The sequence below is a fragment of the Peribacillus sp. B-H-3 genome (assembly GCF_048572925.1).
GTDB lineage: Bacteria > Bacillota > Bacilli > Bacillales > DSM-1321 > Peribacillus.
Genome location: NZ_CP183879.1, coordinates 874,177 through 900,369, shown reverse-complemented (window position 1 = coordinate 900,369; position 26,193 = coordinate 874,177). Strand labels below are relative to the sequence as shown.

The 26,193-nt window shown below is 38.1% G+C and carries 23 protein-coding genes and 3 pseudogenes; 4 read left to right on the top strand and 22 right to left on the bottom strand.

The window, feature by feature from the left end:
- Positions 1 to 15: 15 nt before the first annotated feature.
- From ACN6MY_RS04435 to ACN6MY_RS04360, 16 genes and pseudogenes are all read right to left on the bottom strand, one after another.
- Positions 16 to 981, bottom strand: a complete 966-nt coding sequence (locus tag ACN6MY_RS04435) for an MBL fold metallo-hydrolase (protein ID WP_419882907.1) — start codon at positions 979 to 981, stop codon at positions 16 to 18.
- A gap of 180 nt (positions 982 to 1,161) precedes the next feature.
- Positions 1,162 to 1,602 carry an SRPBCC family protein gene (locus ACN6MY_RS04430; RefSeq protein WP_419882906.1) on the bottom strand — a complete coding sequence of 147 codons (441 nt, stop codon included), beginning with the start codon at positions 1,600 to 1,602 and terminating at the stop codon, positions 1,162 to 1,164.
- A gap of 50 nt (positions 1,603 to 1,652) precedes the next feature.
- Positions 1,653 to 2,155: pseudogene (locus ACN6MY_RS04425) on the bottom strand (YfiT family bacillithiol transferase).
- A gap of 284 nt (positions 2,156 to 2,439) precedes the next feature.
- A complete protein-coding gene (locus ACN6MY_RS04420; RefSeq protein ID WP_419882905.1) occupies positions 2,440 to 3,255 on the bottom strand; it encodes a DUF4405 domain-containing protein in 816 nt (271 codons plus the stop codon).
- A gap of 426 nt (positions 3,256 to 3,681) precedes the next feature.
- Complete coding sequence (locus ACN6MY_RS04415) at positions 3,682 to 6,066, bottom strand: phosphoketolase (RefSeq protein WP_419882904.1); 2,385 nt, start codon at positions 6,064 to 6,066, stop codon at positions 3,682 to 3,684.
- A 217-nt stretch (positions 6,067 to 6,283) separates the two neighbouring features.
- Entirely contained in the window at positions 6,284 to 6,952 is a 669-nt protein-coding gene (locus tag ACN6MY_RS04410; RefSeq protein ID WP_419882903.1) for an HAD family hydrolase, read from the bottom strand.
- 884 nt (positions 6,953 to 7,836) lie between these two features.
- Positions 7,837 to 8,373 (bottom strand): DUF3267 domain-containing protein, encoded by a 537-nt coding sequence (locus ACN6MY_RS04405; RefSeq protein WP_419882902.1) that lies wholly within the window; start codon positions 8,371 to 8,373, stop codon positions 7,837 to 7,839.
- A 178-nt stretch (positions 8,374 to 8,551) separates the two neighbouring features.
- Positions 8,552 to 9,557: pseudogene (locus tag ACN6MY_RS04400) on the bottom strand (IS1595 family transposase).
- Positions 9,558 to 10,169: 612 nt separating this feature from the next.
- Positions 10,170 to 10,730, bottom strand: a complete 561-nt coding sequence (locus tag ACN6MY_RS04395; protein WP_419882901.1) for a cysteine hydrolase family protein — start codon at positions 10,728 to 10,730, stop codon at positions 10,170 to 10,172.
- A gap of 126 nt (positions 10,731 to 10,856) precedes the next feature.
- Positions 10,857 to 12,494 carry a ribosomal protection-like ABC-F family protein gene (abc-f, locus tag ACN6MY_RS04390; protein ID WP_419882900.1) on the bottom strand — a complete coding sequence of 546 codons (1,638 nt, stop codon included), beginning with the start codon at positions 12,492 to 12,494 and terminating at the stop codon, positions 10,857 to 10,859.
- Between the two features lie 318 nt (positions 12,495 to 12,812).
- The gene (locus ACN6MY_RS04385) at positions 12,813 to 13,391 is read right to left on the bottom strand and encodes a TerD family protein (protein WP_419882899.1); all 579 of its coding nucleotides are present in this window, start codon (positions 13,389 to 13,391) and stop codon (positions 12,813 to 12,815) included.
- A 179-nt stretch (positions 13,392 to 13,570) separates the two neighbouring features.
- A complete protein-coding gene (locus tag ACN6MY_RS04380) occupies positions 13,571 to 13,957 on the bottom strand; it encodes a MazG nucleotide pyrophosphohydrolase domain-containing protein (protein WP_419882898.1) in 387 nt (128 codons plus the stop codon).
- A 35-nt stretch (positions 13,958 to 13,992) separates the two neighbouring features.
- Positions 13,993 to 14,496, bottom strand: coding sequence for a DUF6933 domain-containing protein (locus ACN6MY_RS04375; protein WP_419882897.1), 504 nt, complete (start codon positions 14,494 to 14,496; stop codon positions 13,993 to 13,995).
- A 105-nt stretch (positions 14,497 to 14,601) separates the two neighbouring features.
- Positions 14,602 to 15,864, bottom strand: coding sequence for an MFS transporter (locus tag ACN6MY_RS04370; RefSeq protein WP_419882896.1), 1,263 nt, complete (start codon positions 15,862 to 15,864; stop codon positions 14,602 to 14,604).
- Positions 15,865 to 16,032: 168 nt separating this feature from the next.
- Positions 16,033 to 16,551, bottom strand: coding sequence for a GNAT family N-acetyltransferase (locus tag ACN6MY_RS04365; protein ID WP_419882895.1), 519 nt, complete (start codon positions 16,549 to 16,551; stop codon positions 16,033 to 16,035).
- Positions 16,552 to 16,577: 26 nt separating this feature from the next.
- On the bottom strand, positions 16,578 to 17,030 hold the full coding sequence (locus tag ACN6MY_RS04360; RefSeq protein ID WP_419884069.1) for a MarR family winged helix-turn-helix transcriptional regulator: 453 nt from the start codon (positions 17,028 to 17,030) through the stop codon (positions 16,578 to 16,580).
- Between the two features lie 193 nt (positions 17,031 to 17,223).
- Between ACN6MY_RS04360 and ACN6MY_RS04355 the strand changes: the two genes are divergently transcribed.
- Both ACN6MY_RS04355 and ACN6MY_RS04350 read left to right on the top strand, forming a co-directional pair.
- Positions 17,224 to 17,586, top strand: a complete 363-nt coding sequence (locus ACN6MY_RS04355; RefSeq protein WP_419882894.1) for a hypothetical protein — start codon at positions 17,224 to 17,226, stop codon at positions 17,584 to 17,586.
- Between the two features lie 8 nt (positions 17,587 to 17,594).
- Positions 17,595 to 17,801, top strand: coding sequence for a hypothetical protein (locus ACN6MY_RS04350; RefSeq protein WP_419882893.1), 207 nt, complete (start codon positions 17,595 to 17,597; stop codon positions 17,799 to 17,801).
- A gap of 296 nt (positions 17,802 to 18,097) precedes the next feature.
- Here the strand turns inward: ACN6MY_RS04350 and ACN6MY_RS04345 are convergent, their stop codons facing one another.
- From ACN6MY_RS04345 to ACN6MY_RS04330, 4 genes are all read right to left on the bottom strand, one after another.
- A complete protein-coding gene (locus ACN6MY_RS04345) occupies positions 18,098 to 18,520 on the bottom strand; it encodes a hypothetical protein (RefSeq protein ID WP_419882892.1) in 423 nt (140 codons plus the stop codon).
- 8 nt (positions 18,521 to 18,528) lie between these two features.
- Entirely contained in the window at positions 18,529 to 19,497 is a 969-nt protein-coding gene (locus ACN6MY_RS04340) for a DUF4179 domain-containing protein (protein WP_419882891.1), read from the bottom strand.
- The gene (locus tag ACN6MY_RS04335) at positions 19,490 to 20,029 is read right to left on the bottom strand and encodes a sigma-70 family RNA polymerase sigma factor (protein WP_419882890.1); all 540 of its coding nucleotides are present in this window, start codon (positions 20,027 to 20,029) and stop codon (positions 19,490 to 19,492) included. Before ACN6MY_RS04335 ends, ACN6MY_RS04340 begins: the two co-directional genes overlap by 8 nt.
- 278 nt (positions 20,030 to 20,307) lie before the next feature.
- Positions 20,308 to 21,549, bottom strand: coding sequence for a DUF1643 domain-containing protein (locus ACN6MY_RS04330; RefSeq protein WP_419882889.1), 1,242 nt, complete (start codon positions 21,547 to 21,549; stop codon positions 20,308 to 20,310).
- Between the two features lie 443 nt (positions 21,550 to 21,992).
- Between ACN6MY_RS04330 and ACN6MY_RS04325 the strand changes: the two genes are divergently transcribed.
- Positions 21,993 to 22,649, top strand: coding sequence for an alpha/beta fold hydrolase (locus ACN6MY_RS04325; protein ID WP_419882888.1), 657 nt, complete (start codon positions 21,993 to 21,995; stop codon positions 22,647 to 22,649).
- Between the two features lie 268 nt (positions 22,650 to 22,917).
- Here ACN6MY_RS04325 and ACN6MY_RS04320 read toward each other — a convergent pair whose 3' ends face one another.
- Positions 22,918 to 23,334 carry a GGDEF domain-containing protein gene (locus tag ACN6MY_RS04320; RefSeq protein ID WP_419882887.1) on the bottom strand — a complete coding sequence of 139 codons (417 nt, stop codon included), beginning with the start codon at positions 23,332 to 23,334 and terminating at the stop codon, positions 22,918 to 22,920.
- A gap of 428 nt (positions 23,335 to 23,762) precedes the next feature.
- Between ACN6MY_RS04320 and ACN6MY_RS04315 the strand changes: the two genes are divergently transcribed.
- Positions 23,763 to 24,596: a DUF4037 domain-containing protein gene (locus tag ACN6MY_RS04315; RefSeq protein ID WP_419882886.1), complete on the top strand. Its 834-nt coding sequence runs from the start codon at positions 23,763 to 23,765 to the stop codon at positions 24,594 to 24,596.
- Between the two features lie 349 nt (positions 24,597 to 24,945).
- Here the strand turns inward: ACN6MY_RS04315 and ACN6MY_RS04310 are convergent.
- Positions 24,946 to 25,796, bottom strand: a pseudogene (locus ACN6MY_RS04310) (Cof-type HAD-IIB family hydrolase).
- Positions 25,797 to 26,193: the final 397 nt, after the last annotated feature.

The following is a 26,193-nucleotide window of genomic DNA, read 5'->3' as shown; positions in this document are numbered from 1 at the left end:
TATACATATAGGATGCTATCCCCACCAGGAGGTTTTCGGATATTGCCCGGAAGCAAATAAGACTGTTTCACCGATTCTGGGTGTTGAAATGTTAATCCGGTGTTTTCGTGCCGCCTTCGTTACCCTCTCAGCGGGATCAGTCCATGAGTGAAAGGCAAGTGTAAAAGCTCCCCAATGAACTGGAATTAACAGGTTTCCGCCAAGGTCGAGATGAGCCTGCACGGTCTGTTCCGGCATCATATGAATCGCAGACCACCGCTCGTCGTATTGTCCGCATTCCAGCAGCGTCAAATGAAAGGGACCGTATTTTTCGCCTATTTCCTTAAAGTGAGGTCCATATCCGCTGTCACCACTGTAGAAAACCTTAGTCTCCCGGCCGGCAATCACCCATGAACACCAGAGGGTAGAATCACGGTTGAACAATCCTCTTCCAGAAAAATGCCTTGCCGGTGTGCAAGCCAGTGTAAGCCCGTCCAATTCCAGCTCTTCCCACCAGTTATGCTCGGTAATTTTCTCTGAAGGAACTCCCCACTTAATCAAATGCTGGCGCACACCCAATGGCACGATCAGCCGCGGGGTCTTGTCCTTTAATTGGCGGATGGACTGGTAATCCAGATGATCATAATGATCATGGGATATAATGATTGCATCAAGCTCCACAAAATCGTCAGGCTGCACAGGAAAGCTGCGATTATACCGTTTTGTGCCTGCCCACGAAACAGGCGAAGGGCGAGAGCCAAACATTGGATCAAAGAGCAGCCTCTTGCCCTCCATTTCAAGATAAAAAGCCGAATGGCCGAACCACGTGACCCGGGGTGCATCAGTGGCCGTGATAGACTCAGCCTGCTCAAAGGCCTGTGCATCGATGGAAGCGGCTGGCCTTCGCCCGGCTCTTCCAGACAATGAGTCCCTTAACATGCTGAACATAGACCTGATTCCCATATTCATGACAGTTGGTATTTGATTTTGATATTTTTTCATGGATGATCTCCTATTCTTTTTGTCACTATATGTATCTTCTTTCTGAGCCAGTTAAAGGCAGGCCCGCCGGCAAATCTTAAATTCAGGCAATCAATACTCAACTCCATCAATTCCCTTATAACTCAAGATACACCGATGAATGATTCACTTACCTAATTCAAAAGACTTTATTATGATTATCTAATGGATTAAAGATGCCCTTAAATTATTGATGCCATTTTCCAAATACCCCTTCAAACAAGTTAACATGTATACCCAGCCTTCTTTTTGTCCAATCATTTTGTTTACTATTTCAGGGTCATCTTCCCTCAAACCTGCTTCGTTTACTTCAATTATTGTACTCGTATCATCCATATTTTTTAGCGTAATTATCACAGCCGTTTCTTGGCCATATCCCCCCCAGGAGAACATGATTTTCTTATTCGCCTCGACTTCCAATACATTTATCACCACTTCTGCATTGTATTCATCGTATCTCCAAGTAATCGTCTTGCCTTCCTCCACTCTTCCAGTTCCTGATGAAAACCAATAATTAGACATTTTTTCAGGGTCTGCTATAGCTTCAAACACTTCATTAGCCGGCTTGAGTATTTTAAACTTCGCTGTTACTTGCGTATCCATGCTTAATCAACTCCCATTTAGTAAATTTTTGATTCTTCCATTTTTCTAACTTATATTATAGAAGTAATATGAGCAAGATGATGCCGGCCATGCCAGGCATAGATGCCTATATTTTCGGCAGCTGAAACTTTGCCAGATTCCGGATGGATAAATGTCTTTGCAAATCCGCCGGACTTAAGCTGCGTAAAAGTTCCGTCCACCGCATATGCAAGGATTCAAGCAGTGATAATGAAATGCCAACTGGCAGTTTATAATCAGGAAGCTCCGCCCATTTCCCTTCATCATAAGGCTTGATGACAGGGTTTTCTTCCGTTAGGGCCAATTTAAAGCGAATATAAGCATTCATATGGCTATCTGCTAAGTGATGCACGACTTGGCGGACTGTCCACCCTCCTGCACGGTAAGGCGTGTCAAGCTGCACATCATCCATCCCTCCTGCAGAATCCCGCAATAAACCGGGTAAATCCTCAATCTCTTTTATCCATTGATCAATTACATCACTTGTAATCTCATCATTACATATAAATGTCCCGACTGGATATCTTGCATCCACCTGATACTCCTCCTTTATGATTTCCCGCAAAAGATTATTATCATGATTAAATTCTTTATTATTTAGTTAAATCCTTCACAGCCAGGTAACTTAATCAAACTTGGACCTTATGTAATGAGTTCTGCCAGCCTGAAGCGGAATTCCACCACCCTGTTCCATAGCAGCAACGTTTACAAAAACAGCCTATAAAATGGAAGAGTTACGATTGAAATCATTCGTTAATGGCACAAAGAAAAAGCCGCCTAACATGGCAGCTCGATCTTCTACTCTTATTCACATGTAAATTAACCTGTAACTTTCGGCTGAACATTTTTTGATTTTCGTTTATCCCTTAAGAAGCGCTTTTCCAGATAATAAACCGGAATTATGATCGCTGCCCAAATTGCAAAATAGTTAAGGACTACAAGAAATGGGCTGCTGCTGCCGCCATGTCCATCCCGTCCATGAAAATCTCCATTTGGCGATCCTGGATGTGTATTCATTACCTTCCCTTCACCCCCATTATTAGGAGGCATCTCCCCTCTTTGCTGCACTAGTTTTGGATTGAAATCACCCTTGTTAGAGGAAGCTGAAGTGGCATACCACTGAATCCCTCCTGCCAAAATAGCAATTGACAGGACTGCGGATGCAATAACACCTGTCCTGAATTTCCCCTCCTTTGTTTTAAACGCCATTTTACAGATGCTCATAATCCACTGCCAATGGACGGCAATATGAAGACCAACCAACGCGAGCGTTGCATCTGCAGAGAAACTGTGGATCCCGCGAATCGAGCGGCTTCCTTGAATGGCGAGACTTGGTACAACTACCCTGGAAATTAATATACCTGTTATAATCACGGTAGCCATCGATATCAATAGCAGTAAAGTTAATATGAAACTAAATCGGGTTTTTTTTGGGAGTTTCGAGCCGAAAATTTTTCTGGCTGTATTTATCACCCAACGATAGTTCAATCCAATGTGTATAAAAAGAGAGGCTCCTATTGCCAGACCTGCAATTTCATGAAACGGCAAACCGTTCAATACTCTTGGATTCATTAACAATACAAAAGTAATCGCCATCATTAAGTCCAGAACAATTCTTGTATAATTCTTTTTCAAATGAATTCCTCCAAATTAATCTATTTATCTCAGCTGTTTCCCATTATATTGGGAAAACCTTAAGAATTCCTTAAGTAAACTTGCCTGCTGATTTTCGTTGCAGATGCCCGCTTCATAATGCTTTAGCAGAGCTATGTAAAAAAATCTTCATTTTATCTTTACGAGACCGCTGAAAAAGGCTTAATGCATAGCCTTTGTTAAATTGGCCAGTTGATTTCCACTCCAGGACGTCATCGTGCCAAAGGGTAATATTTTCGAAGGAAATGATGTTGCTTAGGTGTAGAAGTTAGTACTCTATGGAGAAGTCTAGAGGGTCTGGTGAAATTGAACTAAAAAGTGCCTGATCCTGTTTTTCAGGTTCAGGCACTTTTTGGTGTTTTGGGGTGCATTTCATTAGTTATTTTTCAATCTGGTGAAGGATGTTTATCATTTCAATGCCTTCCATTTCCAATTTTCCACTTCCGGTAAATCCTTACCTTCAGAACGAATATATTGGTAATGCTTTTCGAGCACTTCATCCATTTCTTGGGTGATGTGAGCCTGTGCCTGTTCATCAGGCAGATTCAGTACTGCTGTCTTCACTAAGCTGTAGCGATCCATCTCATTCATGACACGTATATCAAATGGAGTTGTGATATCGCCATTTTCACGATAGCCATGTATGTGTACATTTCGATTTTGGCGGTCAAAGAACAAGTCTCTGATTAAGCCTTCAAAGCCATGGAATACGAAAACAACTGGTTTATCTTTTGTGAAAAAACGATTGAATTCTTCGTCTGATAATCCGCGGGGATCTAACCTTTGGCTTCTGAGTTTCAGTATATCCACGACGTTAATAAAACGAATCTTCAAGTCTGGAAGCTTCTCATGCAATAAGCTGATTGCCGCTAAGCTTTCAAGTGTTGGTTCTGTTCCTGCAGCAGCAATTACAAGATCAGGTTCACAACCGTTATCTGTACTGGCCCAATCAATCCTTTTTAAGCCTTTATCCACTAATTCCTTTGCTTCAGCAGCAGAGAACCATTGCGGACGCGGGTGTTTGGAAGAGACAATTAAGTTGATCTTTTGCCTGTCGTTTAAAACTTTGTCAAAGACACCTAGCAGTGAGTTTGCATCGGCTGGCAAGTATTCTCGGATAAATTCTGGCTTCTTGTCAGCCAAGTGTCCTAAAATGCCTGGGTCTTGATGTGAATAGCCATTATGGTCTTGCTGGAACACAGTTGAAGTTGACACGATATTCAACGAAGGAATATCGGCCCTCCACTTTTGTTCAGCTGATTTACGCAGCCACTTGAAGTGCTGTGTGAGCATTGAGTCGACAACTCGCAGAAATGATCCATAACTTGCAAAAAAACCATGACGGCCAGTTAACACGTAACCCTCCAGCATCCCTTCAGCTTGATGTTCGGATAACTGAGAATCAATGACACGCCCTTCGGCGGCTAAAGATTCATCGTTAGGGCTGTTAATGGATGCTTCCCATTGCCGGTCTGTCACTTCAAAGATAGGAGCTAACCGGTTGGACATTGTTTCGTCAGGACCGAATATCCTGAAGTTGCGATTATTTTGGTTTTCTTTTATTACGTCTTTTAAGTACTCACCCAAAACAGACATATCCTGGGCCACTTCCTTGCCGGGGTTGGAATTATCAATAGCATAGTCAAGGAAGTTCGGCAGTATTAAGTCGGTAATATATTTACCCGCGTTTGCGGCAGGGTTCATGGCCATGCGTTTGTCACCTTTAGGTGTGATATCCGCAATTTCCGGTTTTAACCGGCCAGAGTCATCAAATAATTCCTCAGGCTTATAGCTTTTTAGCCAATCAACCAATGCTTCTGCATATTCCATATTGTTCTGGCTTACAGGAAGAGGGATCTGATGCGAGCGGAATGAATTTTCAATCGGGACTCCATCCCTCTTTTTAGGGCCTGTCCAGCCTTTAGGTGTCCGAAAAACAATCATCGGCCAGGAATAATCACCAGGCATGCCAGATTCACGGGCTTTATGCTGAATTGCTTTGATTTTTTCAATCACTTGGTCCAGCACTTCTGCCATTTCTTCATGCATGTTATTTGGATCACTGCCCTCGACAAAAAATGGTTCCCAGCCCATTCCTTCAAAATATTTGGCTAAATCTTCATCGTTTATACGCGATAAGATGGTTGGATTACTTAACTTATAACCATTTAAATGAAGGATTGGCAGAACGGCTCCATCATTTACCGGGTTGATGAATCTGTTTGAAAACCAAGAAGCGGCTAATGGGCCTGTTTCTGCTTCACCATCTCCAATGACGACAGCTGCAATCAAATCCGGGTTATCCAGAATGGCACCAACACCATGCGAAAGCGAGTATCCTAATTCCCCCCCTTCATGAATGGATCCTGGTGTGACAGGGGCCGCATGTGAGGCAACACCGCCTGGAAATGAAAATTGCTGGAACAATTTTTTCATTCCCTTCGTATCCTGGGAAACTTCCGGATAAATTTCACTGTAACTGCCATCAAGGTAGGAGTTGGAAACCATTACTTGACCGCCGTGGCCAGGTCCTTCTATATAGAACATACTTAAATCAAATTTATTAATTGCCCGGTTTAAATGGGCATAAATAAAGTTTTGCCCTGAAATGGTGCCCCAGTGCCCGATTGGTTTTACCTTTATGTCTGAAGCCTTCAGGGGCTCTCTTAACAAAGGATTATCTTTCAAATAAAGCTGACCTATCGATAGATAATTGGCTGCGCGCCAATAGGCATCAAGTTTATTCATATATTCTTTAGAGGAATATTCCTCCTGATTTATATGTCGCTCCATCAAGTTAAACACTCCTTATTTTACATTGATTCTTTGAAGCTGCGTAAGCGGAATTCCACCCATTGAAACAGATTTCCAAAGGAAAATCCCTTGATTAAATGAACTTCTTCGCTCTATATACACCTACCCTATTTTTCCTGTAAGATTCCGATTTTCATGTAGTTAATAATTCCTTTTTGTATTTTGAAGTGAAATAAAGACTGCCTCAGCGGCAGCCTTATACCTCAACCCTTTTTAATTCATGCAATATTTCTTTTAGTTCAATTAAGTCATTGATTACATAATCAGCCTGCGCGAGTTCATCAGCTTGCGCAAAATCAAAATTGCATCCTATTGCTATTAATCCATTATCTTTTGCCGCATTGATATCAGATAGACGGTCACCGATCACCGCCGCTTTTTTTATATCATATTTTTTTATGATTGATTGAACTAAATCACCTTTATTCAGGGTCTGTATTTGCTGAATACTGAAGGTTTCCGTAACCCACCTGTCCAAATTATAATAGCTCACGATTGCTTGTAAATATTCTGTTAAACCATTACTTGCTATGTATATTGAATAATCGTTATCTTTTAAATAACGGAAGATTTCTTCAGCATTTGGATATAAAGCACCCTTCCCTCTTCTTATGTTTTCAACCAGCCTATCCAGAAAATAAGCATCCGTTTGTTCTCTTTCTTCCTTGGAGTGATCGGGCAGCAGAGCTTCCCATACTTTAGGCAGCGGTATCCCCATAATACTGCGGTATATATCAATAGGCGCTGCTTCATTCCACTTATTTAATGACCGTAAATGATTAAATGTATCATCAAGTGAAAGTTCCAATATTTTATCTGTCTGAAATAGCGTTCCGTCCATATCAAAAATGACTGATTGAGACATTTTTTCCTCTCCTTTATCGCTTAACCTTTTTTAATTTTAGGCTGTTTTCGTAAAAATTATTGCTATACCATAAGGATATCATTACACTAACAAAGAAAACTCGCATTACATTTGCAAGTTTTCTTTGTTATATATGGATTTGCTTCTTCAACTAGTCGAGTAGAAGGGAACCTCTCTACCTTACGGTAGATTGTGTTCCTCCCCCCTCACAGAACCGTGCTTGCGCTATTTACGCACACAGCTCCTCCAAATCATCATTCACAAAAGGTTAATTTTTGCTATCCTTAATAGTTTAGTTTACATTTATAATTTCTACCTCAGTGTGTAGTAAATGTGTCCCTAGTAAGGGTGATAACTTGGTAGCAGCCTTTCCTCCATCGGCATTACCCAACTTCATTGGTACTACGCTGCTATCCGACCCCCTACAACGGCATTTGGTTTCCTTGCTTATTATCACTTGTACACCATACTCTTCTATAAGAAGAGACCGGTAGGGTCTCCCGAGTTGCCATATCATATCAATATCTGACGTGCCAAGGTCTCTGACTCCAGAGAGGTTTTATCCTTCTTGCCTTTAACGACGGATAAAATGTAGCTTTCTGCTGTGCTTAAGGCATCAGCCCTCTCGATTTACTAACATTATGGAGCTCAATCCCTTCAACCATATGGCTTTCGGCCCGCCATCTAACTGTCTACGCTTAAAGGCTAATGTTGCCAGTAGCCCTCCAAGACTCGCTACGAGTGAATGGCTAGTTCTTTCTCGACGGGAATCCCACCCGCTATATGATACGACCTAGGCTCGGCCGTACAAGCACCAGTTAGTTGAAGAACGATTAAGGTTTTTACTATGCTCAAACTATAGTTAAGTCTGATATAGAAATTATTTATAAATTATTTACTTTGCAATACCCTCTGCAATAAACTGTGTTCTTTGGTTTTATAGCTATTAAAAATGAGTTGTAGATATCTGAGGAGGAAATTAATGAATTTAACCAACATACAAATAACAGGATTATTCTGATATTACCTGATGCATAGAGGGACATAACAGCAGGAACAACAGATAATACAATAAAGGGCAAACTCATAAAAACCCAGAATCTCGATTTTGAGAGGGTTTCATTTGTATTTAGCCAAAAAAATATACCGCTAAATGTTAAACTAATATCACTTTTTTTGTATATAACAATTATATGTAAAAATTCGTGAATGATGAAGACAAGAATACCTATTATGATGAGTGAAAAACTATTAATATGAGTGAATCCCGTCCTAAAAAAATTGGGTATCAGAAGAATAATTATCTGAAGTATATATACAAACTTCATATAATGTTTTCGATACCAATTATTCCGTATGAAAGGAGTCCATTCTGAAAAATCCAAATTTTTTTGTGGTAAGCGTCGAAACCAAATTATCATAGATTTTCACCTCCCTCATTTTAACTTATCGATTTCTTAGAGCATTGTTCCACTATCCTGCCCCGCTAGTTAAATAAGATTATTTCCATTATTCTAATCTTAACATAACCTCTTATATAGTTTGCCGGCTTTATTTCAAATTTTAACAAACCAAAGAAACCATTCAAAACGGATTTTTTTACGCTGATCTTAACATCTCCACTGTAGAATGTTTTGAATTCCGGCAAGAACCTAAGAGTAGTTGTTTTACCCGTACAGATTTTGCGATAGTTTTTGTTTGGTTAATATATTTGAACCAGAAAAGATAGTTATCCAAGTACTTGGTGGCCACACCTAAAACCTTTGCATGAATTTCTTGAGTTGAGTGTGATAGGCGTTGACGTGTTGGATATGGTAAATTGACTTCCTGACGTAAATTCCCTTCCGTATATTTACTATTTCGTGCTTTAGCCCTTTTTCTGCTGCAAACTTCTTATAATTAGTTGCTTTATCCGAACATAACAAAGCGTTATTATCTATAAATTGACCCAATACACGGTCAATTTCAGTACTTTTAATTCTTCCTGTGCCGGCCATTTCTGAAATTACTTGTCCATTTCGGTCCTGGGCTGCGAGCACGTATATTTGTTCATTAGAAATGCCCCTTTTTGTAGCTGATCCACCTCGTTTACGGGCTTTCCGGTGGGAGATATCTTTTTTGCCTTTGTTACTTTCCAAAAAGTAAGTTTCATCACTCTCGATAATTCCTTTTAATGTACTGTGGCCTAATGACCTAAGAGCATTAAGGATTTTATGCCGCCAGTAAAAAGCAGTTGAGATATGAATTTTTAATACATCAGTGATTTTAGGTAACGTATAGCCCTCAACCATCATCTTAAAGTATTCCATCCATTTACTTGGATAATGGGTGCCCGATAGGGGAGTGTTAGTCTTATCATTGAACGTTTTTCCGCAATCTTTACAGAGGTACCGTTGCCTTCCTCGATATTTTCCGTTCTTTTTAACTGAGACACTACCACAATGTAAGCAAGGCCTTCGTAAAATCTACTTTCACGAATATCTTTAATTATCTTTGCTACGTCACCTTGATTTGCCGGAAACAATAGAAAATTAATCGCATTATATAACTTAAATTGTTCTGATTTAGATAATTCCGAGAATCCTTGAAATACACTCTCCCACATTTTTACCGCCTTCTAGCACACAATTATAACAAGGTCCTATTAATATCGGTAAAAAACAACAATCTATGCGAAAACAGCCCAATTTTACCAAGTTGGCACATACTATAATATAAAATTTTAATCTATGCCTGCATTTGCTTAAGTTCATGAGAATTCAAACAGGCAGGATTATATTAAACCATTTTCTCCCATTCATCAGTAACTCACAAACAGGCGATTACAGTAAATTGAAGTTTCAGCTGGCTTTAGTTTGAGGCCTGCTAATTTCCATTTAATTGGATAATTAATCCGAATAACCTTTCATTCGAGCGAAATACTCTTCGATTAGCGCCAAATCTTCTACCAATCGAGCCAAAATGAAGTCTATTCGAGCGAATTGGGCTAAAAAGCCAGCCGGGACGTATTCTGCTGGCCACTGGGTATAATGAACTTTTCGACTTAACCTTTGTTTATGGAGAGTTCAAGAAGGATAATGGCAGATCGCAAGTGATTTCATTCGCATGTTGAAATATCCAGCATAAAAAAACGAGCCTCATTATGCACATGCCCCGTTCTGATTTTCAGAACGGGGCATGCTCTTTCTATTATTCAGCTGTAACTCTTAGCGATATATCAGCTGCGGTAGCTGTCATGGGTTGGCTGGAATAAATCTTCTTCAGCAGCACGAACCACGGAAAAGTTGTCAACATTATAATGGCCATGAAGAATTTTATTATGGTGGCTTATAATCTGTTCAGCAGACAAAATTGAAGAATCTGTGGTTGAATGTCCATCCCCGACAAGAGTCACATCAAAATGGTTCACTGTTGCCGTTCTGACCGCAGTGTCAATGCAATATTCAGTTGCACATCCCATGATAACAAGATGCCCAATTCCATTTTCCTTTAAATAACTCAGTAACGTCGTACCGTAAAACGAATTGGTTGCTGCTTTATTAAATATTTTGGAAGTGGCAGGCACCTTGATTTCAGGGTGTATCTGAAAACCCGGCCCTTCACCGCCAGCCACATCTGTGTCCCTTACAAAGACAACTAATGCATTTGATTCAAGTGCCTTATCAATCACTAAATTAATGTGATTAAGCAATGTTTCTTTATTGTAAACACTTTTATTTTCATTATTTCCATCCACCAGCTCTTGTTGAACATCAATGACCAGCAAAGCTTGATTCAATAGAAAAACTCCTTTCCCTTATAACTTCTCATCCTCTTTCCCCCATTTACTGTTCATACAAATCCGCCCCCTTTATTCCACATATTTCGCCTCAAAATCCTAATATCCTCTTTTTGTAAGATTCATTTATTTCTTCAATAGCTGCTGGATTTGTTTTGTAAGCTCTATAAATTTCAAATCCAGCTTTTGATACTCTTTGTCTTTTGGAGTGAGAAAGCTCAGCTTCCCTAATACTTCTTGCCTTTCTGTTTCAAGCCTTAACCTGCATTCTTCCTGATCATCCCTTTTCCCGTCCTCTCCATTCCATTGCTTTTGAATGCGATTATTAGAAATAACGAGTTTGCTTGTTGTCGTTTTTTCGAGAAAATACCGATCATGCGACACGACGATTAACGTTCCATTATACTCTGACAATGTATTTTCAAGTTGCTCCCTTGAAGCTAAATCCAGATGATTCGTCGGCTCATCTAACATAAGCACATCTTTTTCTTCTAATATATATTCCATTAGCTTGCACTTAACGCGCTCACCCATGCTCATATTTCCGATTGGTTCTGTCCAATGAGATGCCAGAAATCCTAAGTTCTTCATTAACGTCTGGACTTTCCCCCTCTCCTGGAAGGTTTCTTTAAAAAATAGCATCTCGGGAGTTTGTTCGAGCGGCAAATCAAAAACTTCTTGCGTTAAATAGCCAATTTTTGCGGATGGCGACACCCATACCTCACCCTGAGCATTTTCCTGTCCTGCAATCACTTTCAATAAGGTCGTCTTTCCGCTGCCATTTGGCCCTAATATGGAAACCTTCTCGCCATGCTGAATCGTGAAATTGACATTTTGGAACAGTATTCGCCCGTGAAAGGATTTGGTTACATTCTTCAACTCCAAAAACCGCTTGCCGGTCTTGTTATTTGCTTTCATAGAGAATCGCACATCATGTTCCGGCACGAGCTTCTCTGCTTTTGTCTTCTCAAGTTCTTTTTCAAGACGCTTTTGTTTTGACTTCACTTGTGCATCCATCCGTTTCGCTTTAACACGATAGTGCTCTTTATAACCTTCTTGTTTCGTGGATTGTGAATGGGCTTTTTGCGACCAGGAATTAAGCTCATTCATTTGAGCCTGAATATTTTCCATCATCTTTTGCTGTTTTTCATATTCCCGCTGCTGGGTGAGCCTTTTTTGTTTGCGCAACTCCATATAACTGGAATAATTCCCTTTGTGTTCAATGAGTTTTTTGCCTTCGATCGACCATATCTTTGTTGCCGCAGCATCCAGGAAATAACGATCGTGCGAAACGAGAATTATGGTGCCTTTAAAATTTTTAATTTGTGTGTGAAGCAATTCTAAGCTTTGCTCGTCAAGATGGTTTGTTGGTTCATCCAGCAGCAAGAGGTCTGCTTCCATTGAAAAGCCAGCTGCAAGCCGTGCCTTCAGTTTCTCTCCCCCGCTTAATGTCCGGTAATCATGGACTGGCACATGCCACTTCTCCAGTAATTTGGTCTCCGCGAAGTTCATTTCTTCAGCAGAATGCGACTCAGTTTCCTGTTCAACCATCACAACCTTTAAATCCCGCTGCAGCCATAGTATGTGACCCTCCGCCGGAATCCTTTTATTGCTGATGATTTCAAGCAGGCTTGATTTCCCGGCACCATTATTGCCGATGACACCGATGATTTCTCCTTGCTGCACACTTGCACTCACATCTTCAAAAACAATATGATCCTTGATTTCAAAGCGTATATTTTGTAACTTCATAAGTTCTTTCATACAATCAATCCCTCGTTTAAGGGAGAACAAAAAAATCCTCCCAATATTTTGGAAGGATTAGCCGCGTTTTGCATACTCGAATAAGCTATTACAAATAGCTTTACAGTTAAAAGAAAATGGGCAGACTAATCCTATGTTATATGATTTGAAATATGCAATTTCAAATGATAAAAAATAGGTTAGTTATCCATCGGCCACCCATCATCCTCTCGGTCGTTATTAAAAAAATTGTAACATATCCCGAGTATATATGAAATAGTTAATTAGGGCATAAAAAAAGCGCATGAACGAATTCATGCGCCAAACTGCTCTAAATAATCAAACCTGCAGGCCAAAGTCTGTAGCAATACGCCCCAATCCGCCCTGATAGCCGGAACCGACTGCAGAAAACTTCCATTCCCCGTTATGGCGGTACAGCTCTCCAACGATGATGGCTGTTTCAATCGAGAAGTCTTCACCAAGGTCATAGCGGATGATTTCTTCATTAGTATCTTCGTTCACAATGCGGCAGAAGGCATTGGAAACTTGCCCGAAGTTTTGGCTGCGTGCTTCTGCATCATGAATCGTGATAACGAAAGAAACCTTCTCCACATTTGCCGGAACATTTGCAAGGTTCACCTTAATCTGCTCGTCGTCGCCTTCACCTTCACCTGTGCGATTATCTCCTGTATGTACTACAGAACCATTTCCGCCCTCAAGCTGGTTATAAAAAACAAAGTCTGCTTCTGAAGCGCATTTTCCATTTGCATTTAAAAGGAATACACTTGCGTCCAAGTCAAAATCATTGCCGCCGTCATATCTGTTTGTATCCCAGCCAAGTCCGACCACTACTCGGGTAAGCCCGGGATTTGTTTTCGTCAAATCAATCTTTTGCCCTTTAGATAAAGATAAAGCCATAATTATCCCCTCTTTCTGGTTTATGGACCCCTTTAAAATGTAAGGGTCATTACCATTCATTTTACAGAAAACAAAACGGAAATAATAGCAATAATCACTCTAGACTGCTCGTTTCACTGGTACTTATTTTCACATTTCTTCTTTGCAGACTCATTTCCTTTTTATCCGCATCCCGATAATCACTCACTAGTTTGCAGCCTGATATCCTTGTTTTTTCTGGTCTTTACTTCCTCCATTTTGGAGTAAAAGCTTGTTTCTAAATCTATTTCAAAGTAATTAGATAATTTCATAATATATGCCATGCAATCGGCTAGCTCTTTGCCCAAATCTGCTTTAATGCTTTCTCTTGCTAATGTAAACGCCGTTTCTTCATCCATTCCATCATGGATGCTTTCATTTGTGTGATTAAATGCCTTTCTCAGTTCTTCTGCAACCTCGGCAACCTCGGTGGTCAGCAGCATAAAATTATTTAAAAGTGAAGCTCTGCTTTTCTCATAACTTTCCTCATTTATTTCCCAGCCCATCTCTTTCTGGAACTGTTTTGCAAATGCTTGTAATTCCTTCATTTTTTCTCCTTTTTCCTCTTATTTTTTTCTAATTATCAGCCTCGATTTAAATACTCCTTCATCTTATCAAACGGATATCCCTTTAGCTTCATAAAAATAAACCTATTATTAAAATGATTCATTTCTTCTGAGCTAAAGTTCAATAATATTTGCCCGGTTTGAAAAAAATGCTCAACATTGTAAATAATCTCATTGAGGCAGCCTATCGTGCTTCTGTCATGGGTTTTAGTAAATTCCATTTCTCCTCCCTTTTGCATGAAGCTGTTTATGGCTTCTTTTTCAAAGCCATCAACCTTCATATTTTCTTCGAGACCGTTTCTTATGATTTCTCCAATATTCATAAAGTCTTTCTTTTTAAGCCCTATTTTCACTAAACTATATAAAGTTTTATCATGGGCGAGGGCAATGCCTTTGTATCTGCCAATTTTGAATAAATTCATATGCCATATTTCAGCAGTGCCCTGTGCTTTCTCTTCATAGCTTGAGAGGTCGAGCATTAATTCTTTTTGCAGTTTTTGTGTAACTCCTATTGTGAACATATTGAATTCCTCCTATATAAAAAACATCTGCAGCTTTATGCAGATGTTTTTAATTCATTTAACAGAGCTGAATGACCCAATGGTATCTGCTGCTCTGCCCGAAAATCATGAAGATAACTGTTTATTTGGCTTTTTTGCTATCTGCTCCTCGTTTATAAGCAGGACTCCTAATAAGCCAAAAAGCGAAAAGACGACGGGAATGATGAAGCCATAATGATACCCTGTTATCGCTGCACTGGCATGATAATGGTCCAATACCTTGCCAAAAATGACCGGCAAAAGAATGGCACTGGTGAAACCGCCGGTATTAGCCAAACCAGAAATGACCCCAACCTCTGTTATAGGAAAGGATTGGCGGACGACCACAAAGGTCAGCATACTCGCCCCGTTTCCGTAGCCAATGATGAAGAATAGGATAACGAGCATCACAAACGGAGGCTTCCCATCCATCACTAAGAACATCGTCCAGCTTAAAACAACCAATATATAAATGATAAGATATGGACGCTTCACCGTATCAATCCGTTTAGAGATCCAGCTTGTCAAAATTGACCCGACAATCGCTCCCACAAGGCCAATCATAATAAGCTGGCTTGCGTGGGATCTTGTCATGCCATAAACATGCATTCCGTACGGCACAGCCCAGGAGCCGATGAATCCTACATAAGTTCCCACAACACCAAAATGGCAGAAAAACGTGCTCCAGGCTTGCCTGCTGAAAAAGACACGGCGAAGAATCGACAAGGTTTTTTCCCGCTTATGCTCTTTTTTATCCGGAGACAAAAAATTCATTTGTTTTGGTTTCTTTTCTAGGACCACATAAAGGACAAGCGAACAAACAATCAGGATGATGCCTGTTGTCATAAAAGGCGGTCTCCATCCCGCAGATGAAATCCACACTGAAAACGGGACGGTCGCAAATAAAAATCCGAGGCTGCCTGTGATGCCGGCCATGCCCAGCAAACCGACAAATTCCTGAGCCCTGAACCATTGGCTTAATATAAGAACCAAATTAATCCAAATGGCGGCGTCACCCACTCCTGCCATCATTCTGGCAATCAGGAGCACATGTGCATCCGGAGCCAGACTGTACAGCAGGGTTCCCAGGCCATTCATCAGTGTCCCTCCTATAAGAAAAAAGTTGGGACCAAAACGGTCAGATAAAATCCCAATTGGAATCTGCAACCCTGAATAGGCAAAAAACTGAATGCTTGCAAACAATCCAATCATTGATGCCGATACACTAAATTCCTTCATCAATTGATCAGAAATCAGCCCCGGTGCTGTCCTTTGGCTTACGATTAAAAAGTATGACAATAATACTGAAGCAAAAACAATCCATCTATACTTACTATCTTGTTTATTCAATGTTCCAATCTCCTGTTAGTAATATAAGTATTACTAATTATACCCCTAATTCCAAGAAGCAACGATAAAAAACTTTTTAGCCAAAGATGGCACAAAGTGCGGTGCCGCCTTCTGACTCACTATATATTTCGAAAGTAATCATTATCGGGTATACATAACAGCCGTAAGCTAGCTGAGTGTTTTCGCCATTATTAAGTCCGTTTGTTCTTCATCCCCCATATAAAAAGAGTGGGTTCCCTTCTCGGCAAATCCTAATTTCTTATAAAACGCAATCGCATTTATATTCTTTTCCCATACACCCAGCCAGATTTTCTTTTTGCCGCATTCCATCGCAATATCCATAGCTTTGTTCAGCAGAAATTTACCAAGCCCTTGTTTTTGAAAATTATTTCTTATATAAATTCTTTCAATTTCAAGTGATTCCTTGCCCATTTCTTCAGACTGAGCATCGTTGGTATTGACCTTTAGATATCCTGCGGCTTCCATATTAAAATAAACAAAAAAGAATTGAGAAGAAAGATTGGCTAATTCCTTTTCTAATTGTTTTAAATTAAATGCTTTTTCTAAGTAGGAATTCATATTTTCAGGTGAATTCTGATGCATGAATGTCTCTTTAAATGTTTCACAGCTCATTTCTTGAAGTTCGTGTAAATCTTTAAGCGTACACTTTTTTAAATGTATAGACATCTTAAAATCGGCACTCCTTTACATAATCAATAATTTCTCTTGTTTCCTTTTTTAACGAATTCCCAATCTTTTTCTACGTTTTTCCTTACTTTTTGAAGAAGATTGGCAATGGTTTCTGTCTCTTCTTGGGTTAACCCCTTCAATGCAGCCGTATTGGAATATTTATTTTCTCTTTTAATAATAGGAAAAACATTTTTCCCTTTTTCTGTTGGAAACAGTTTTTTGATTTTCTTGTTATGCTGATCTTCTTTCTTTTCAATAAAGCCATTCATCTCAAGTTTTTTTATCGCCCGGGCTGCCGTTGTCCGATCTACTTTTATCATCTCAGCTAACTTTTCTTGAATGATTCCCGGGTTTTCACAAATCCTCACCAGGTACAAATACTGTCCTTTAGTGAGGTCAAATTCTTTAAATTCTATATTACTGATAGAATCTAATGCCCTGGCAATCATACCAATTTCACGAAGAATCTCTTTCATCATTATCTCCTTAGCGACCATTATGTTGTAAATGCAACAAATATAACACACATTAAATGTACCTTAAAATTGTTGCATATACAACAAAAAAATGAACGTGCTAAAGGTTAACCAGGGCAGACAGCAACAAAGTGAGAAGCAGCTGGTGTGATGAAGAAGAAAATTCATAGAAACGGAACAGGCTCAGAGGGATATGCGAGATTTAAATGATGCAGCAACAGCTTTCTTTAGAATTCCGGTCTTTTTCAGCCATCAAAACCTTTTTAGCCTAGGCGGCCCGGATCCCCCTTTTACCATTCAGCAGCAACAATTTATTATTCGGATGTTTAAAGAAATCAAAAAGGTCCTCCTTTTCCCCAGAACGTTACCTAATACTGAACAGTATCCCGATACTCAACTAGAAAATATCCGTACGATGGTGAATTCAAGTTATGGACTGGCAGCCGCTCTCCTGATTCCAAATGGTCCTACAAACAAAGTGAACCTTATTCACCTCTCTTCCAAATTGAACCATCCATGGCCTATCAGCGCGGACTTCCCCTGCTTCTTGTTATAGAACGGCCTATGCAGGAAAGAGCAGACGGAATTTGGATTGGGCAGCTTGCACCATTCACCCCAGTGGTTTGGTTCTCTGCTACGGTATCCATTGATCAATTTTTCTATAGCGTGCAATGGAAGGAAGTCCTCCAAAACTGGGCTGGACAAGTAAGAAGCGGTTACTTTGCACAGACAGCACCTGAATTTGAATATAAGTTTAACAGCCATGACTAATTAGTTTAAACCTTCATTTAAAAGAGTGGAATTCCGGTTATCAGGAATTCCACTCTTTTTTACTCATGCTGGATTTTTTCACCAGTTAGCATTTTGATGAAGTTCTTTTTAGGACCCTTTTGCACATCGAAGTGCTTATTAACGGTATTAAACTTCTAGCTCCAACATTTGAATAGAAGCAGGTAGTCCCCTATTCGGGAGCCTGCTTCTTCTTTTAAATTCATCTGCGGGGCACACTCCATGTGCGGTGAGTGTATTCTGCAAAACTAAAGCGATGCTGGTGAAATATCTATTGTTTACTGAAGTTCAACAGTAAGTGGGTTTAGCTCCTTGGCAGGGACGAAATTTGAAAAATCAAATTGCAAGATTGTATTTTCCATTTTAAAATTTTTCATTTTATATTCACCGTTTAATTCAAAAGTTGATTGGAAGTGTGCTGTTTCATTATCAATTAATTTTACTTTATTAACAGGAATACCGTGATTTTTAGGTGGCCATGGATTTTCTGGGTCGATTTTCGCTAAATATTTTTTATCAATAAGCCAGAAACCATATTCCGCATTACTTTTTATTATTTCAAACTCACCTTTACTCAAATTCTTAGGAAGCCCATTAAGTTGATAATCTATTACCAACTTTTCTCCACTTTGAGTAACATTATTAACCTGAAGTCCTAAATTGAGCCGCTTGCTTTTTAATATAAAATCTTTTTTGTCCAAAAGGTGTTCTACCTTGGAATTTCAACATTTATTTGCAGATAAAAAGTAAGCGAATTAATATCTGACTTTAGCTTGTTCATTTCTGTCCGAGTAGTGCTATGGTATCCATCTTCTTCTTTCGATTCCTTAATTGATGTTCCGTTCCCAAACCTATAGACCTTTCCTTTTTCATCAATTGCTTTAGTAATACGAATATCATCCCTCTTGTACTTCTGCACTGTCTCATAAATTAGTGTAGAAGATGCCTTTGCGCTAAGAATCTCTTTTATACGGACTTTGACCTCATCTTCCGGGTACTCTTGCTCCTGATTTATAACAAAGGTATGATTTTTTTCTTGTTGAATTGGGATTTCAAAATTCCATTCACCTTTTATCCCATTAATATTATGAATCGTTATAGGTAGAGTAGAATTCTCCTTAAGTGTTTTATAAGGATATTCCAATTTCCATTGAAAGTTATAACCATTATCCGCTTTCTTAATGGAAGTGGTCTTTCCATTTAGCCAAGGGTCATTATCCCCTTCATTGTGTCCAAAGTTCACATCAAAGCTTACTTCTCCTTTTTCGTTATGTCCCTTTTCAACATCCTTATCTACAAATCCAGTAATTGATACCACATTTCCATCAAAGTAGGCGCTTGTCAGTTTTACAGTTACTCCACTACTTGTAATTGCTTGATTTAATTGTGTGACTGCATTCTGATTCGCTAACTCTACCCCGGTTTCATCATTAAATTGCTGAAATATCCCTCCTATTAAGGGGGTATTAGCCAATACTCTATTCAATGTAGGATTAAAAAATCCTGATGTGAAGGTGATCCCTAAAAGGGCAGCTGCCACCATCGTTACAGCAAGAACTTTCTTTCTCGCCTTTCCCCGATAATCGGTTTTATTTAGTCCTTTATTTATCGCATCAAATACTTTATCTTTCGGTACTGGTATTTGATCAATTGCAATTTTCATTTCCTTATTATCCATGGTATATGTCCTCCTCATTTTTATAGAACTTTTTTAATTCCGCTTTCCCCCTGCTTAAGTAAGTTTTTATGGTATTCTCCGGAATTTCCAGGACACTGCTAATCGTTTTGATTGAGTAATCGTAGTAGTAAAATAGAATAATAACCGTACGGTAATTCTCTTTTAACTGTTGAATTGCATTTAGAAGTTGTAATGATTGTTCAATGTTAAAATTTGCTCGCTCGGGCAGGTTGGATAATATTTCATCGTTCAGCGGAACAACTTTACTTTTTCCTTTTAGCAATTTTCCCGAACATCGAATCACAATCCTAGTAAGCCAGGTCGTAAAATACTCCGGTTGTTTTAACAAATGTATCGATGTAAAGGCCTGATAAGCTGCCTCCTGGACAACATCCAACGCATCTTCTTCGTTATGTACATAAAGGTAGGCAGTACGATAGATTCTTTCATAATGTTGCTGAAATAACTTTTCAAAGGCACGCTTATTACCTTTGATTGCTCTCTTAACTAGCCGATGGCTTTCATTTTCCATCTTTTTTGACCCCCTTTACTAATTAGTGGAATCTATACTCAAAAAGGTTTCAAAAAGTTAAATCATTTTTCTAGAGGAGATAAACTCTTCAAAAAACAAGCAGAAACCGAATGGCTTCTGCTGATTTTAAAACAATTTTCGCTACCGCTTCCCAGTATACAGTGTGTATGAGGCAACAACATAAAAGTGCTGATGGGTTCAATTAAAAGAACACCTAATAAATTACTAGACGTGACCCCATTTACTCTGATAAAAATATAAAGGGATTCTTAATAGCTTTACCTATCTAAAAAATATAGGCTTGGTTCATTAGTAGCCTTCACATATAATGGGTGCTTTGGTTGCCCTCCATTTAAAATATCCAGACAATAAATAGGGATATTATTATTAGAAAGTAATTTTAGAACTTCCTCTGCTCTTTTTTGATAAGCACCATTTTCTCCCCAAGCTGCAACCACTAAATCAGCATCCTTTACTGCGTTAAGTATAAAATTGTCGTTATCTGAACCAATTGGATCAATAGCATTTTTAAGATTATTAAAATCCTTAGTTCTATATCCAAATAAATTAACAATTTCTAGCCATCCATATTTTCCATTAGACCATCTTTTAGCAAAATCTATACACCTTATTAATGTAGGATCGTCTATGTTTTCATCAGCTGTACTTGGGTTTAAGCAAATAAAAACAACCTTTTCTTTATCTGGTTCCCAAACTCTTGTAAGAGAGAACCGATACGTTCTTGTTTCATCGAATACTGCTCCATTTTTAGGAATAGACTTTCGATAATAATTAATTTTGTTTGCCAGCCATATTCTGGCTTGTTTAGCTACCACTCTTTCAAATTCATCAATTGTAGAGCTATCCAAACTAGAAAATATGTTAAGAATATCTAGCCACGTTAAAATACTAATTCCTCTCAGTTTGGATAGTTCATGTATACGATGCGGAAGGTCAATCATTATTTTATTATTGGAGTTCATATATTCATTTGCAATTGAAAGTCCATTAGGAGAATATTTATCATTTAATATTAGTAATGTAAAATAAAGGTCTTTCCCCTTAGCATAATCTAAACCAACATCAATATTACGAATTACTTGATTTCTTTTAGAATCATGAGTAGTTTTCATGCTAATATCACTCTTGTATTTTGCTTCTATAAACCAAACAAATTCGTCAGATTCTATAATAATATCAATTTCCGATTGACCTTCTGGTAAAGGAAGATTAATGGCAGGATTTAATCTTTTCCATAAATGTATATCTATAAATTCAAGTTTATACTTGATTTCTTTTTGAAAGGATTTTTCAAATAATAGCGCTAACCAGCTTTTTGGATCAATCTGCTCAAAACTTCGAAAAACGTTCCATGTAATAGCGTCTTCACTATTTTCACTTTTTAGCTGCTCAAGTTTCATCTCTCTCCAGCGTTTAAAATCAGAACTATATTTGTCAATAATCAATGAGTCTTTATAATTTGTATTTAGTAAAACTCCACTCTTTGATATTTCTGCCACGCTCTTACCTCCCAAATATATCCAATTTCCTAATTTAAGTATACATCACTACTTCTAAATAAAAAACTCAACTAAAAATTTTATTTTCTCAAAGACAATTGCTCTCGTATGTAAATTGTCTGCTGAGGCAACTCTATTTGCCAATTTCACTAAAGGAGAAGTTTAACTGAAGGAAGGATTATGGAAAAGAATGTAGAATTTTCATAATCCAAAGAGAAAAGAGTTAGTCAGATCAATGGATTTTTAATGCGGTTTTTTATTGGCAAGTTGCATCAGCAATAGCAATCATATCAACAGCTAACATTTGACCGGGAAGCATATTTAAGGCTGAGTCAAATATTGGTGTATGTACGAATCGTCAAACGAAAGAGAAGCAGCAGTGTTTTAGGCAGCAGCAATGTCCAAAATACAAAAAATACTTTAAGAAATATGGTGGCTAATTAATGTGGAAACAGGAATTTGTCAAAACATCCAGGGGAAGATTTGAGTTCTTCACTCAAGGAACCGGGGAACCTCTTTGCATTACCCATTTATATAGTGAGTTTAATCAATTAGGAAACAACTTTGCAGATACTTTCGTCAAGCATTTCAAAGTGTATCTAATAAACTTAAAAGAAGCTGGCTTTTCTGACAGAATTACAAATAATCACGAACTAAGTATGAGTGAAAGTGTCAAAGATTTAGAAGCGATTAAAGATGCACTACATTATGTAGAGTGGAGTTTTGCAGGACATTCAACTGGAGGAATGTTAGGTTTAGTTTATGCTTTAATGTGTCCTAGGTCTCTATCAAAGTTATTAATTGGAGGTGCATCATCTTCAATGCGATATATGGAACACGAAGAAAGTATTTATTGTCCTAGGTCTCCATTAAATAAAAGGTTAAAGGAGATTTTCTCAATTTTAAAAACCCCAACTTCAACTATTGAAGAGAGAAGAAAAGCTAATAGAGAATGGACAAGTATGTCCTTATATAGCCCTGAAAGATGGGATGAATACTTCTCAAAACCGAGTAGCGGGAAAGTTGTGCAAAAAAGATTAGATTATTATTCATTCAAAATATTCCCAATTATGATATTCGAAGTGAACTCTCGTACGTGACAACACCAACGATTGTCTTTTGCGGAAAGTATGATGTCCAATGTCCATTAGTTTTTTCTGAAGAAATCAATGAAAACTTAAAGAATTCAACATTATACATTTTCGAAAATAGTAATCACTTTCCCTTTCTAGAGGAGAAAGACAAATTTGATGAATTGGTTTCCGAGTTCAAGGAATTAACATTAAATTGTTAATAGCCAGTGCAGTAAATGAGGTATCTGAGGTACGAAAGGAAAGATAAGCAAAGTCGATTTTGTTTACCTATCCTTCAGCCACCTAGAATCTTTGTCTGTTTTTTATTTTGATACATAAACTTGTCAGCCTCAATAAAAAGAGAATCCATTTTATTAATTGAAACATTACTGTAGGCATAACCAATAGCCATCTTAATATTTCTGGCTATCGATTCGATGAAGCAGTTATTAAATCTCTTATGTAGCGACTTTGCCAAGCTTTCGACATTTTCCAGGGATTTGTCTGCTATTAGCAAGGCAAATTCATCTCCGCCTATCCTTGCAGCAATGATCTGCTCACTCCTGGAAAATTCTTTTAAGATATCTGCTGATGTCCTTATTAAAAGATCCCCTTCTTTATGTCCATATAAATCATTAACAATTTTTAATTCATACAAATCACATATTATAAGACCTACAGGAGAATTGATTTCCTCATCATATTTCCTCATTTGAGTTTCGAAAAAGCCCCGATTAAATAAATTTGTTAAGGCATCATGGTTTATTCTTATAGTAAGAGAAAAATATGATTCCCCATAAAAGACTTGAAATGATCATTTTCATCAAATGTAAATAGCTCTTCAATTCCCGAAAGATTCATACTACGCACCACCTTTAGAGTATGACTATTCTATACCCGAAAAACAGTTATAAATGCTTCCACCAATTTTGCGTAAGAACCAAGAACATTGTTGTTTTTTATTAATCAACTAACATGCGCGTTATTTATTCAAGGAGTGCAGTTACGGTAGCCATTTTTTGTTACTGCACTAATAGGGCAGTTTAGCTCAATAAGCCACTATTGGTTTTCTATATAAAAGGAGAAACAAACCTTAATATCGAATTATATAAGCCAAGATTAGTTAATAGGAGTGAGATTTTGAATTTGAAGCTTTTAGCGTCAAATCTATCTAAAGTTTATATGCAGAATCCAAAAGTTGAAGCTGTATTGCTCGGAGGTTCTGTTTCCCGCAACTGGAATGATGAATATTCTGATATTGAGTTGTTTGTATTTTGGAAAGAAGGCCCAACGGATGTAGATAGGAATTTCCCCATTAACTCTGTTAATGGGGAAATTATTGATTTTCATCCTTATGAGGAAGAGGAATGGTCTGAAACATATGTTACTGACGGTGTTAAATTAGAAATAAGTAATTTTTTGACTTCAACAATTCAAAATATAATTAATGATGTAATCTTAGGATTTGATACAGATTTAGATAAACAATGCCTTATATCAACAGTTTATGATGGTATTCCACTTTACGGAGAAGAAATATTAAGTAATCTCAAGAAAAAAGTTGAGGTTTATCCCAAAGACTTAAGTGTAGCAATGATAAATAATAACATCTATTTAGGTAATCGATGGAATAACCGAGAAGCTTTACTTAAAAGGGAAGATTGGTTGATGCTTTATAAGGTAATAGTCTCTGTACAAACAAACTTGATGGGAATACTTTTTGGTCTAAACCGAATATATGTACATCATCCAGCTTTTAAATGGCAGAAACATTCTTTAGAAGCTATGATAATCGCTCCCAACAATGCCTTTAATCGTTTTAAATCTATATTGTTAACCCATCCTAAAGAAAGTGTGAGTGAATTAGAGGAAATTATACAAGAGGTTTATGAATTAATAAAAACTGAGTATCCATCATTAGACTTGTCTGCAGTTATTGATAAATCACTTTCTTTAAGACCGAAAAATAATTAAACATATTGTCTTTATTCAACTATGGGTGTTGATTCAAGAAGGATTAATGCCTTTTTATGTTGAGTTTCTATGGAAGTAAAGGGGCAGCATTCCTGTAATGAATGAACCAATTAATTATGCATATGTAAACTAAGTTTGTGAACGAATACACTTAAACAAACGGGCGCTTTAGTTGAATAAGTGAATATTAGAGGGAACTTATAGGTTCCTTTTTCTTTTACTGAAAATCAACAGCGTCGTTTAACAGAGCTTTCAATATAAAAGAGCGCTTCTCCTCCTTGCAGATTTCCAAAAAGAAAAGGTACCAAGGGGCTGCCCTGATACCTTTTAGTGTTTTTTTATTAACCGTTTAGCTGCTGACCGCTGCTGTGATTGAATTTAATACAAGCTCAATCGCATGGGCAACCCCGTTTTCATCATTGGTTAACGTGATATAGTCGCTCACTCTTTTGATGTCTTCCTGTGCATTACCCATCGCAATCGAAAATCCGGCAGCTTTTAACATCGGAATGTCATTGTACTGATCTCCGATAGCAACCGTTTCTTCTAATGGTATATTGAAATACTTTGCCATCACTTTTAAGCCATTCCCCTTGTTGCCGTTGATATTCATAACTTCGATATTAAAAGGAGAAGAAGTGGTGACATAGACGCCTTCAATAGATTTTATCGCAGTTAATAACCGTTCTTTTTGAACCGGATCCAATACTAAAATAAAAAACTTCTGAATGCTTAATTCCCCATCCTGTAATAAGGACTGAATGTCACTAAACATTCCTTCAGATTCCACTGGAATTCTAGTCATTTTTCCAAAGTTCTCATCTTCAAAATGCTCAGGCGGCACAGCTCCCGAGGATAGAACTTGATCTAACCGGGCTGTCCATTCACTATGAAAATAAATTCCTTTATTCGTATAAATTTTAAAAGGAACAGATTCCCTCTCCACTTCTTCGGTAATTTTTTCATCATGGATATCCGTTAAAGAAGTTAACTCTAACAATTTACCATCCGCAAAAACAGCCGTTCCATTACTGCCGCCAATCGGAAATCTAACTCATATTTTTCTAAAAGGCTGCTGATTGACTCAGGCGCCCTGCCGGACAAGACCATCACTTTATGTCCGAGGCCTTGTGCCTTTTTTATAGCTTCTATATTTTCAGGACTAATTTCATTTTTAGAAGATAAAGTAGTCCCATCCATATCAAGTGCAAATAATTTCATTGATGTTTCTCCTCCCACCGCAATTACGACCTTCCAATTATAACTCTTTCAATTGGTTAATAAAATGGAAGTGCTTAGCATTCTAAAAATTGTGCCCCCCGTTTACGGACAGTTTAAAAAGCGCCTATGCGGCTAATAAGCGGCTCCGGTATTGTACCGGGGGTATTTTATTTAATCTCCATAATTTGGTATTCATTATAAATATTCTTACTCAGGATAATCCTCTGCCCATATTTATTAAATCTATTGAAACACAAAACCCCCGGTTAGGACCACTTTTTTATCAGTGGCCTCTATCCGGGGTATAGTTCACTCTGTTATACACGAATCTTACTGTTAAAGTTCATTATCGTTTTAGAATAAACAGTTCCCTCCG

Coding starts and splice junctions, on each gene's coding strand:
- ACN6MY_RS04435 (WP_419882907.1), bottom strand. CDS start 981: ATGAAAAAATATCAAAATCAAATACCAACTGTCATGAATATGGGAATC.
- ACN6MY_RS04430 (WP_419882906.1), bottom strand. CDS start 1,602: ATGGATACGCAAGTAACAGCGAAGTTTAAAATACTCAAGCCGGCTAAT.
- ACN6MY_RS04415 (WP_419882904.1), bottom strand. CDS start 6,066: ATGGAGCGACATATAAATCAGGAGGAATATTCCTCTAAAGAATATATG.
- ACN6MY_RS04410 (WP_419882903.1), bottom strand. CDS start 6,952: ATGTCTCAATCAGTCATTTTTGATATGGACGGAACGCTATTTCAGACA.
- ACN6MY_RS04405 (WP_419882902.1), bottom strand. CDS start 8,373: ATGATAATTTGGTTTCGACGCTTACCACAAAAAAATTTGGATTTTTCA.
- abc-f (WP_419882900.1), bottom strand. CDS start 12,494: ATGAAAGAACTTATGAAGTTACAAAATATACGCTTTGAAATCAAGGAT.
- ACN6MY_RS04385 (WP_419882899.1), bottom strand. CDS start 13,391: ATGGCTTTATCTTTATCTAAAGGGCAAAAGATTGATTTGACGAAAACA.
- ACN6MY_RS04380 (WP_419882898.1), bottom strand. CDS start 13,957: ATGAAGGAATTACAAGCATTTGCAAAACAGTTCCAGAAAGAGATGGGC.
- ACN6MY_RS04375 (WP_419882897.1), bottom strand. CDS start 14,496: ATGTTCACAATAGGAGTTACACAAAAACTGCAAAAAGAATTAATGCTC.
- ACN6MY_RS04365 (WP_419882895.1), bottom strand. CDS start 16,551: ATGTCTATACATTTAAAAAAGTGTACGCTTAAAGATTTACACGAACTT.
- ACN6MY_RS04360 (WP_419884069.1), bottom strand. CDS start 17,030: ATGAAAGAGATTCTTCGTGAAATTGGTATGATTGCCAGGGCATTAGAT.
- ACN6MY_RS04355 (WP_419882894.1), top strand. CDS start 17,224: ATGCGAGATTTAAATGATGCAGCAACAGCTTTCTTTAGAATTCCGGTC.
- ACN6MY_RS04350 (WP_419882893.1), top strand. CDS start 17,595: ATGCAGGAAAGAGCAGACGGAATTTGGATTGGGCAGCTTGCACCATTC.
- ACN6MY_RS04340 (WP_419882891.1), bottom strand. CDS start 19,497: ATGGATAATAAGGAAATGAAAATTGCAATTGATCAAATACCAGTACCG.
- ACN6MY_RS04335 (WP_419882890.1), bottom strand. CDS start 20,029: ATGGAAAATGAAAGCCATCGGCTAGTTAAGAGAGCAATCAAAGGTAAT.
- ACN6MY_RS04325 (WP_419882888.1), top strand. CDS start 21,993: ATGTGGAAACAGGAATTTGTCAAAACATCCAGGGGAAGATTTGAGTTC.
- ACN6MY_RS04320 (WP_419882887.1), bottom strand. CDS start 23,334: ATGAGGAAATATGATGAGGAAATCAATTCTCCTGTAGGTCTTATAATA.